Source organism: Caulobacter sp. (assembly GCF_035254145.1).
GTDB lineage: Bacteria > Pseudomonadota > Alphaproteobacteria > Caulobacterales > Caulobacteraceae > Caulobacter.
This window is the reverse complement of the sequence record NZ_DATFAV010000112.1, coordinates 1-9,688: the sequence shown is the minus strand read 5'-3', so window position 1 is coordinate 9,688 and position 9,688 is coordinate 1. Positions and strand designations below refer to the sequence as shown.

General features: G+C 68.9%; 9 protein-coding genes and 1 pseudogene. 5 read left to right on the top strand and 5 right to left on the bottom strand.

All coding sequences use genetic code 11. From position 1 onward, the window contains the following. A partial coding sequence (locus VJ655_RS06450) for a hypothetical protein (RefSeq protein WP_324110240.1) occupies positions 1–69 on the top strand: 69 nt, incomplete at its 5' end. A 132-nt stretch (positions 70–201) separates the two neighbouring features. Here the strand turns inward: VJ655_RS06450 and VJ655_RS06440 are convergent. After that, positions 202–1,506, bottom strand: coding sequence for an acyl-CoA dehydrogenase family protein (locus tag VJ655_RS06440; protein WP_324110238.1), 1,305 nt, complete (start codon positions 1,504–1,506; stop codon positions 202–204). Positions 1,507–1,662: 156 nt separating this feature from the next. On the opposite strand from VJ655_RS06440, the gene VJ655_RS06435 reads away from it, so the two are divergent. From VJ655_RS06435 to VJ655_RS06425, 3 genes are all read left to right on the top strand, one after another. After that, the gene (locus tag VJ655_RS06435; protein ID WP_324110237.1) at positions 1,663–2,259 is read left to right on the top strand and encodes a GNAT family protein; all 597 of its coding nucleotides are present in this window, start codon (positions 1,663–1,665) and stop codon (positions 2,257–2,259) included. A gap of 130 nt (positions 2,260–2,389) precedes the next feature. Then, the gene (locus tag VJ655_RS06430; protein ID WP_324110236.1) at positions 2,390–3,496 is read left to right on the top strand and encodes a hypothetical protein; all 1,107 of its coding nucleotides are present in this window, start codon (positions 2,390–2,392) and stop codon (positions 3,494–3,496) included. Between the two features lie 77 nt (positions 3,497–3,573). Further along, on the top strand, positions 3,574–4,893 hold the full coding sequence (locus VJ655_RS06425; protein WP_324110235.1) for a hypothetical protein: 1,320 nt from the start codon (positions 3,574–3,576) through the stop codon (positions 4,891–4,893). A 10-nt stretch (positions 4,894–4,903) separates the two neighbouring features. Here the strand turns inward: VJ655_RS06425 and mutL are convergent, their stop codons facing one another. Beyond that, entirely contained in the window at positions 4,904–6,817 is a 1,914-nt protein-coding gene (mutL, locus tag VJ655_RS06420; RefSeq protein WP_324110239.1) for a DNA mismatch repair endonuclease MutL, read from the bottom strand. A 116-nt stretch (positions 6,818–6,933) separates the two neighbouring features. Between mutL and VJ655_RS06415 the strand changes: the two are divergent. Beyond that, positions 6,934–7,982 (top strand): annotated as a pseudogene (locus VJ655_RS06415) (TraB/GumN family protein); the annotation flags it as partial. Positions 7,983–8,267: 285 nt separating this feature from the next. Here the strand turns inward: VJ655_RS06415 and VJ655_RS06405 are convergent. The 3 genes from VJ655_RS06405 to VJ655_RS21035 form a co-directional block, all read right to left on the bottom strand. Next, on the bottom strand, positions 8,268–8,837 hold the full coding sequence (locus VJ655_RS06405) for a DUF3035 domain-containing protein (RefSeq protein WP_324110234.1): 570 nt from the start codon (positions 8,835–8,837) through the stop codon (positions 8,268–8,270). 111 nt (positions 8,838–8,948) lie between these two features. Continuing rightward, positions 8,949–9,446: a signal peptidase II gene (lspA, locus tag VJ655_RS06400; RefSeq protein WP_324110233.1), complete on the bottom strand. Its 498-nt coding sequence runs from the start codon at positions 9,444–9,446 to the stop codon at positions 8,949–8,951. A 141-nt stretch (positions 9,447–9,587) separates the two neighbouring features. Further along, a partial coding sequence (locus tag VJ655_RS21035) for a hypothetical protein (RefSeq protein WP_414646948.1) occupies positions 9,588–9,688 on the bottom strand: 101 nt, incomplete at its 5' end.

Here is a 9,688-nt window from a genome sequence, read left to right as displayed (position 1 = left end):
CGCGGCTTCAAGGTCGTCAGCCGCATCCACCGCGACGCCTGGGCGACGCTGGTGCTGCAGCGGCCTTAAGCGTGAACTAATCCTCCCCCTAGCGGGGGAGGTGGCCGAAGGCCGGTAGGGGAAGCGCCGGTGAGCCTGCCTCTTCCCCCTCCGTCGTCTCTTCGAGCCGACACCTCCCCCGCTAGGGGGGGGATTTGAGAGCTACCGAATCCCCGGGACCTGCCGGGCGGCTTCGCGTTCCACCTTCTGCTTGTAGGCCAGGTCGCCGTACTTCGACATTTCCATGCGGGCGATGGTGCGGCAGTGCACCTCGTCCGGACCGTCGGCCAGGCGCAGGGTGCGGATGCCGGCATACAGCTTGGCCAGGCCGAAGTCGGTGGTCACCCCGGCGCCGCCGTGGGCCTGGATGGCGTCGTCGATCACCTTCAGGGCGATGCGGGGCGCGGCGACCTTGATCATCGCGATCTCGAGGCGCGCCGACTTGTTGCCGGCCTTGTCCATCATGTCCGAGGCCTTCAGGCAGAGCAGGCGGCACATTTCGATGTCGATGCGGGCCTCGGCGATGCGCTGCTCCCAGACCGAGTGGTCGGAGATGTACTTGCCGAACGCTTTCCGACTCATCAGGCGCTTGACCATCTTCTCCAGCGCCACCTCGGCCGCGCCGATCGTGCGCATGCAGTGGTGGATGCGGCCGGGGCCCAGGCGACCCTGGGCGATCTCGAAGCCGCGGCCCTCGCCCAGCAGCAGGGCGTCCTCGATCGGCACGCGGACGTCCTTCAGGATCACCTCGGCGTGGCCGTGCGGGGCGTCGTCATAGCCGAACACCGGCAGCATGCGGACGATCTCGATGCCCGGCGCGTCCAGCGGCACCAGCACCTGGCTCTGTTGGCTGTGGGTGGCGGCCGCCGGATCGGTCTTGCCCATCACGATCGCCACCTTGCAGCGCGGATCGCCCACGCCCGAGGACCACCACTTGCGGCCGTTGATCACATAGTGGTCGCCGTCGCGCTCGATGCGGGTCTCGATGTTGGTGGCGTCCGAACTGGCCACCGCCGGCTCGGTCATCAGGAAGGCCGAGCGAATCTCGCCGTTCATCAGCGGGCGCAGCCAGCGCTCCTTCTGCGCCAGCGTGCCGTAGCGCATCAGCACTTCCATGTTGCCGGTGTCGGGCGCGGAGCAGTTGAAGACCTCCGAGGCGAAGCCGACCTTGCCCATCTGCTCGGCGATCAGGCTGTATTCCAGGTTGGTCAGCTGCTCGCCTTCGAACTGGAAAGTGTCGTCGACGTGGGTCTGGCCGCTGTGCGGCGGCATGAAGAAGTTCCACAGGCCGGCCGCCTTGGCCTTCTTCTTCAGCTCTTCCAGCACCTGAACGACCTTCCAGCGCTCGGCGCCCAGGACGTTCATCTCGGCCTCGTAGGCCGGGATCGCAGGATAGACGTGCTCGTCCATGAACGCGGTGACGCGATCCAGGAAGGCGCGTTGCTTGGGGGAGATGTCGAAGTCCATGGCGTTCCCTCTGCCCGCTCGGCTTATGTCAAACAGTTGTTTGAAGTGGTTGTAGACCGACCTGACGCGCGGGGCAAGCGGGCAGCTTGCCGAAGGCGGCGGTAACTTGGCCGGCCCGGGTTGTCACCGCGCCCGTCCTGACGGACAACAGCGACCATGCTGAACCTGACCGCCGACATCCTGCAGGGCCGCCACGTCCGGCTCGAGCCCGTGACCATCGATCACCGCGATGCGCTGAAGGCCGCGATCGACTGCGATCCCGACAGCTGGGAGATCATGTCGGTCAATGGCTGCGGCGAGGGCTTCGACGACTTCTGGGGCGCGCTGCAGGGCGAGACCGATCGGGGCGAGCGGATCGGCTTCGCCATCCGGCGCCTGGCCGACGGCAAGGTGGTCGGCACCTCCAGCTACCTGAACATCCGCCGTCTGCACGGTGGGCTTGAGATCGGCTCGACCTTCCTCAATCCCGAGGCGCGTTCGGGTCCGGTGAACCCGGAGAGCAAGCGGCTGCTGCTGGCTCACGCCTTCGAGAAGGCGGACGCCATCCGCGTCGAGTTCAATGTCGACGTCCGCAACGCCCGCAGCCAGGCCGCGGTCCAGAAGCTGGGCGCCACCAAGGAAGGCGTGCTGCGCAACCACAAGGTCACCTGGACCGGCCACATCCGCGACACGGCGGTCTTCTCGATCACCGATTATGACTGGCCCGGCGTTCGCCAACGCCTGGATTTCAGGTTGTCCGAGGCGTTTGTCTGAAACGCGTGTCAAGTTGACGCGGAAATAACGTCGACAAGCATTTCTCAATACTAGAAGCGCTCAATCCCGTCCCATGGGCGGGATGGCTTGTCTTCGAATCTGCATTGAGCACGGCGCGCGCGAGACGTCCGTGGAAGGCGTCACGCCCGCCAAGATCGACAGGGTTTCGTCGGCCTATATCGAAGCGCACTGGCCGCCGCCGCGCCGCTATGGCCGCGTGGCGCCCGGCGCCTATGTGCTGGTCGATCCCAACGCCACGTCTCTGGACGGCGAAGAGCTGCGCAACATGGCGACCGAGCTGCAGCTGCGGCTGTTCGGCGTCGAGGGCCGAGACGACCTGTGCATGCTTACCTTCGAGGGCGACGAGGAGCACGTCCTGCGCTTTTCGAGCCTGTCTGAAGAGGATCTCCTGGCGATGCGCGCCGGCGATCCGCCGCCGACGCCGGGCCGCACGCGGCTGATCCGGCGCGACGCGGTGAGCGAACTGGCGCCGTGGGGCTCCACGCCTCGCACGGCCGCGGCCAAGCCCAAGGTCGAGGCGCATGCGGAGATCCAGCTGGGCTGGCGCGGCGTCTACACCCTGGCCAACCAGAGATTCGAGAGCTCGGAGATCCAGGTCGTCCGAAAGCCGGGCGTCGCCGAGCCGCAGGACGACGCCGAGTTCGCCGAGCAGGACCTGATAGCCTTCGACCGCGCCATCGCGGCGCTGGAAGGCTCGCCCAGCCTGAAGGTCCGGGTCACGGTCCGGATATGGAGCGTGGCGCGCTCGGGGATGCGCGAAGCCTATCAGGCCCGGTTCTCCGCCTTGCCGGACGCGCTGCGGGCGCGGATGGCGGCGGTCGTCTACGACGTGCCGCGCGATCTGCCCTTCTCGGCGGTCGCGCCCCTGCGCGATCTTGTCCTGCCCAACTTCGCCCGGGTCGACCTGCGGGTGATCGACCCCGGCTTTCATTGCCAGGCGCTGCCGGAGGGCCTCGCCCACGGTGTTGTCCTGCAGCTGGAGGGCGAGGACGAGAAGACGCGACTGATGAAGATCCACCGCTTCCTGTCGGAGCGCGCCAATTATGTCGGACGCCGTCTCCGCCAGGGCCTGTCCGGCGTGCGCACCGCCCGCGAACTGGAGTTGGCGCGCCGCATGGGCGCCCAGACCGTCAAGGGACCGATCGTCAGCGGCCTGTTCGCCGCGCCCGTGGCCGAGCAGGAGCTGCCGTTCGCCGAGCTGCCCCTCGGCGCCTAGCGCGGGCCTGGGCGGCGAATTTCGCCAAATGCGCGCCCCTAACGAATTGGCGAGGAATCCCACCTAGTGTTGCAACCATGACGGCCATCGCCTGCTTGCGAATCCTGTTTAACGCCGCTGGCGAGAACCAGCCCGGCGAAGTGCCCCGGTCGAAGGCGCAGGCTGTGGCCGACGCCTTCCTGAAGGCGCGCTGGCGCGCGCCGCGCAAGTGCGGCGCCGTCGCGCCCCTGGCCTTCGTCCTGGCCGACAATCGCGTGGAGTCGCTCGATCCCGCCGAGATGCAGGAGCTGGCCGCCGAGCTGGAGCAGGTGCTGTTCCCGGGCCGCAAGGGCGGGCAAGTCTGCCTGATGACCTTCGAGGGCGACGAGACGGCGGTCCTGAAGTTCGCCAGCCTGTCGCAAAAGGATCTGGCTGGCCTGGTCGCCGGCAAGGGTTACGGCGGCGCGGCGGGCCGGGTGCACGTGATCACGGCCGACGCCGTGGAGTCGGTGCCTAGCACCCGCCAGGAAGCCAAGGCCCTGGCCGCCGAGAAGAGCGAGCCGCTGCCCGCGCCCGTCGTGTCCGATCCGCCCCCCCAATCGATCCCGCCCGAAGGCGCTCCGCAAGAGGTCGCCGAGGCGGCGCCCGCAAAGGAGGGCCCGCAGGCCAAGCCGGCGGCCGCCAAGAGCGTCAAGGTCGCCGCGCCCAAGCCGCCGCCCCCGCCGCCTCCGCCGCAGACCGGCTGGTGGGGCGTCTATGATCTCTCCGCCAACGCCTTCGCCGGCTCCCTGATCGGGATGCGGGCCGATCTCGTCGAGCCGCCGCCCGAGGAGGACGACAAGCTCCTCAAGCGCGACCTGGCCTGCCTGACCGACGCCCAGGCGGTGTTGAAGGGTTCGGCCTTCGGCGAGATCCACGTGCCCTTCGGCTTCTGGAACCTGACGACGCCGTCGGCGCAGGAGGCCTACAAGAGCCGCCTGTCGCGCTATCCGCTGGACCAGCAGCCGCGTCTGGTCGCCACGATCTACGGGACGCCGCGCGAAGCCTCGCTGGGCATGCTGCAGCAGATGCGGGCCTTCCTGAAGGGCAGCTTCGCCTTCATGGACCTGCGCGTCGATGATCCCACCTTCCCGATCCACGGCCTGCCGCCGGAGCTGGTCGACAGCGTCACCCTGGTGCTGTCGGGCGAGACCGAACGCGACCGCCTGGCCAACATCCTCAAGTTCGTCGAGCGCAAGGCCTCCTACGCCGGCAAGGGCGTCATGCAATGCATGGCCGGAGTGTCCTCGCGCGCCGAGCTGGAGGCCTGCCAGGCCGGCGGCGTCGTCCGCATCCAGGGCCTGGGCGTCACCGACCTGATGGACAAGCCCGTCGCCGCCGCCGAGGGCGCGCCGGTCGCCCTGGGGCAGGCGGCCTGACAGCCGTAGCTCAGCGCCGCCCGAACAGCTTCTCGATATCGGCCAGCTTTAGCTCGACATAGGTCGGGCGGCCGTGGTTGCACTGGCCCGAGTGGGGGGTGGCCTCCATCTCGCGCAGCAGGGCGTTCATCTCGGCGCCGTTCAGGCGGCGGCCGGCGCGGACGCTGCCGTGACAGGCCATGGTCGAGCAGACTTCCTCCAGCCGTTCCTTCAGGGCCAGGGCCGCGCCGTTCTCGGCCAGGTCGTCGGCGATGTCGCGCACCAGGGCGGCCGCGTCGGTCTTGCCCAGCAGGGCGGGGGTCTCGCGCACCAGCACCGCGCCGGGGCCGAAGCTCTCGATCACCAGGCCCAGGCTGGCCAGCTCCTCGGCGCGAGCGACGACGCGCTCGGCCTCGGCGGGGTCCAGATCGACCACCTCGGGCAGCAGCAGGGTCTGGCGGGCCACGCCGCCGGCGGCCATCTCGCCCTTCATGCGCTCATAGACCAGGCGCTCGTGGGCGGCGTGCTGGTCGACGATGACCATGCCGTCGCGAGTCTGGGCGACGATGTAGGTCTCGTGCACCTGGGCCCGCGCCGCGCCCAGCGGGAAGTCGACCGGGTCGAACGGCGCGGCGGCCGTCGGATAGTCGGGGCTCGGGCGGTCCTCGAAGGCGACGCTCGCATAGGCCTCGCGCACCACCTCGGCCAGTTCGCCGCCGAAGCTGGGTTCGACCCGCGCCGACACCTCGTTCAAGCCCGGCAGGTCCATCGGCCGCTGGGTCGGCGGCGCCCAACCGCCCTCGCGCCAGGCCGAGAAGCCGGCCGCGGAGGGGCCCGGCTGATACTGCGGCGGATAGCCCGGGAACGGGCTCTGCTGGGCGCGGATGCTGTCCAGGGCCTGGGCGGCGACGGTGGTCGAGGCGCGATGGCCGGCGCCCGCCAGGGCGTGCCGCAGGGCCCCGACGATCAGGCCGCGCACCAGGGCCGGATCGCGGAAGCGCACCTCGGCCTTGGCCGGGTGGACGTTGACGTCGACCTCGGCGGTGTCGAGCGTGACATAGAGCGCCGCCGTCGGGTGGCGATCCCGGGCCAGGAAATCGGCATAGGCCGCGCGCAGGGCGCCTTGCAGCAGCCGGTCGCGCACCGGCCGGCCGTTGACGAACAGATACTGGTGAGCGGCGTTGCCGCGGTTGTAGGTCGGCAGGCCCGCGAAGCCCGAAAGCCGCACGCCGTCGCGGACCTGGTCTATCTCGATGGCGTTCTCCTGGAACTCGCGGCCCAGCACGGCGGCCAGGCGCGCCAGGCGGCCTTGCGGTCCCGGATGCTCGGGCGGCAGGCGCAGGACACGGCGGCCGTCGATGTCCAGCGAGAAGCCGACGCTCTCATTGGCCATGGCCTGGCGCTTGATCTCCTCGGTGATCGCCAGCGCCTCGGCGCGCTCGGACTTCATGAACTTGAGACGGGCCGGAGTCGCGTAAAACAGATCCCGCACCTCGATCCGCGCCCCGTGCGGGCCGGGGAAGGCGGCTGGGGAGACCTCGCCGACCTGACCGCCCTCGACCAGGATCGAATGGGCGTCGGCCTGGCCCTTGGCGCGCGAGCTGATCTGGAGGCGCGCCACCGAGCCGATGGACGGCAAGGCCTCGCCCCGGAAGCCCATGGTGTGGATGCGCAGGAGATCCCAGAGGCCGTCCGCGTCGGGGGCCAGCTTGGAGGTCGCGTGGCGCTCGATGGCCACGGGCAGCTCCTCGGCCGACAGGCCGCAGCCGTCGTCGGCCACCAGGATGCGGGTCAGGCCACCGCCGTGGGCCTCGACCTCGATCCGGCTGGCGCCCGCGTCGATGGCGTTGTCGACCAGCTCCTTGATGGCGCTCGCGGGCCGTTCGACCACCTCGCCGGCGGCGATGCGGTTGACGGTCTCGGGCGGCAGGCGGCGGATCGGCATCAAGCGGACTTTCAACGAAGCAGGCCAGCCTCCTCTCCGAAGAAAGGCGGGACCGACATTGCAACTCCTTAAGTTGACCGGACGGACGCCGATCAGCCAACGACGGGAGATCGAGGACCTTAGCTCGATTCCGCCGCCGTTCGAGGAACTCAAGATAGTGACGCTGATCCGTTTCGCCGCCGCTGGCCTGGCGCTTTGTCTACTGTGCGGCGGGTCCGCGCTCGCGCAAGCCCAGGGCAAGAACGAGGTGTCGATCCATCAGACCAAGCCTGTCGACCTGACGCCCGTCGACAGCCAGGCCAATCTGGTCGAGGAACTGATCGTCAACGCCCGCCTGCCCGGCCCGGCCTGGTGGAAGATCACCGACGCCGACACAACGGTCTATGTGATGGGCGTGCCGGCCTTCGCGCCCAACAAGCTGGACTTCGACGACTCGGTGCTGCGTCGTCGCCTGGATGGGGCCAATGTGCTGATCATCGGCCAGGAGCCGGAGGTCCGGATCTTGAGCCTGCTGGCCCTGATCCCCGGGCGCGGCAAGCAATTCATGATGGGCAAGCCGATGCGCGAGACCCTGCCGCCCGACCTGCGCGCGCGGCTGGAGCGGCATCTGGCGGCCCGGGGGAAGCCGACGAGCGAACACGATGACCTCAAGCCGGCGCTGGCGGGCTTCGTCGTCGCCAACGATCGGGGTAGCGGGGTCTCCATTACCGTGGGGAGCCTGACCGACCGCATCCGCGACCTGGCCAAGAGCAAGGATCTCAAGGTCCAGCCCCGGATCAAGAAGCTGGACGACTACGACCTGATCGGCATGGTCAAGTCGCTGGCCGAGGCGCCCCAGCCGCTGCAGGAGCTGTGCCTGGACGCCGGCCTCAAGCAGGCCGAGAACGGCCTGGCCAGCGTCCGCGAGACCGCCGACCAGTGGGCCGAGGGCCAGGTGCGCGAGGTCGTCTCGGCCGAGCGCGGCTATCAGCGGTGCCTGGCCTCCACGCCCTGGATCGCCCGCCAGTTCAAGGACGGCGAGGACGACGCGGTGGGCGCGATCACCGCGGCCCTGAAAAAGCCCGGCAAGGCCGTGGCCGTGATCGAATTGCGCTCGCTGCTGACCGAGGGCGGCGTGCTGGACCGCCTGCGCGCCAAGGGCTTCACGGTGGTCGCGCCGGAATAGGGGCGGGCTACGGGAGAGGAGATGTCGGCTTTCGAGCCTGGTCGGACGGTGGAAAATCCTCCCCCTAGAGGGGAAGGAGGCCGAAGGCCGGAGGGGGAAGTGCGGGATATCCGGCTTCTTCCCCCTCCGTCGGCTTCGCCGACACCTCCCCCGTTAGGGGGAGGATTTTGTCCGCTAGCCACCCCCAGCGGACGCTCCAACCTCATCCTCACCCACGGCCCAAAACGAAAACGGCCCGGAACCGTGAGGCTCCGGGCCGTTCGAATTTCAGCTCTAAGTCCAGCCCTAGAGGCCCGGCAGCTTGATGCCCGACTTCTTTTCGCGGCTGATGACCACGCCGCCCGTGCCCATCAACTTTTTCAGGCGAGCCTCCTCGGCGGCGGCGTCGACTTCCAGCGGGGCGTTGGCGCCGGATTCGGCGGCCGTGGCGACGTTGGTCTTGGCCTGACCCTTCTTCCAGAACATCACCTTGCTGGCGAAGCTCTCGTCCTTGTGGGCCAGGTCGCCGTTCTCGTCGTCGACGACGAAGCGGATCAGCGGGTCGGCCTTGTCCGTGCCGGCGCGGGACACCAGCAGCTTCTCGCCTTCCGAGCGGCCGGCGGCGTTGCTCTGGCCGATCAAGGCGGCGCGAGCGGCGCTTTCGGGCTGCAGCTCCTGCGGGCGCGGCTCGCCGGGCGCCGGCGGGCGCAGGGCGTAGTCGGGCGGCACGGCCAACGGAGCCTTGCTGACGACGCGGAATTCGTCGGGGACGACCTTGCTCATCCCCAGGGCCTTCTTGGTCGAGGTGCAGCCGGCCAGACCGATGGCGGCCACGACGGTCAGGGCGCTCACGGTCGCGACCCGATTGAAACTCATCAAACCATGCTCCAGCAGGCCGGCCCCCGGCCGAAAATTCGGACGCTCTCGATACGACATCATCGCGCGGGCGCCAATGTCCCACGCGATTGCGGCGTCATTCGGCCGAAACTACTCTGTCTGGTGCGACAGTTTGCTCTCTTCGGAGAGGAAGCTGTCCAGCAGCAGCAGCGCCACGCCGATCGAGATGCCCGAGTCGGCCACGTTGAACACCCAGGGGAAGTGCAGCCGCGAGACGTCGATGAAGTCGACGACATAGCCGTACAGCACCCGGTCGATCAGGTTGTTGCCGATCGCGCCGCCGATGATCATGCCCACGCCCAGGGCCGGCAGCAACTTTCGCCCCCTCCGCGCCCAGAACGCCAGGCCGATCACCACGACGATCGAAAAGCCGGTCAGCAGCCAGCGGCCCCAGTCGGTCCCGCGCAGCAGGCCAAAGCTCATGCCGTAGTTGTGGACCATGGTCAGGTGCAGCGGGCCGAGCAGCGGCAGGGATGAGCCCTGCTCGCGACCGAGCAGGCCGAGGATCCAGACCTTGGAGATCTGATCCACAACCAGAGTGGCGATGGCGACGGCGTAGGCGGTCCAGCCGAGGCGGGTGATTTTCAAAGGCGGTCATCCCCTCTTCGAAATCCTCTCCCATGGGGAGAGGAGGGACCCGCCGCGAAGCGGCGGGAGGTGAGGGGTTTCGCCGGCTGACGGTTTAGCCCCTCACCCCTACCCCTCTCCCTATGGGAGAGGGAGACTTCTTTAGCCGTGCGTCGCGTCCCAATAGGCCACCGCTTCGGCGTCGCGAAGGCTAAGCTCCGGATAGCGGGGATCGGTTCCCACTTCCGGCAGGATCCGCCACG

Bases quoted from the DNA above. Each gene is read 5' to 3' on its own strand.
- VJ655_RS06435 (WP_324110237.1), top strand. From the start codon at position 1,663: ATGCTGAACCTGACCGCCGACATCCTGCAGGGCCGCCACGTCCGGCTC.
- VJ655_RS06405 (WP_324110234.1), bottom strand. From the start codon at position 8,837: ATGAGTTTCAATCGGGTCGCGACCGTGAGCGCCCTGACCGTCGTGGCC.
- VJ655_RS06425 (WP_324110235.1), top strand. From the start codon at position 3,574: ATGACGGCCATCGCCTGCTTGCGAATCCTGTTTAACGCCGCTGGCGAG.
- mutL (WP_324110239.1), bottom strand. From the start codon at position 6,817: ATGCCGATCCGCCGCCTGCCGCCCGAGACCGTCAACCGCATCGCCGCC.
- VJ655_RS06440 (WP_324110238.1), bottom strand. From the start codon at position 1,506: ATGGACTTCGACATCTCCCCCAAGCAACGCGCCTTCCTGGATCGCGTC.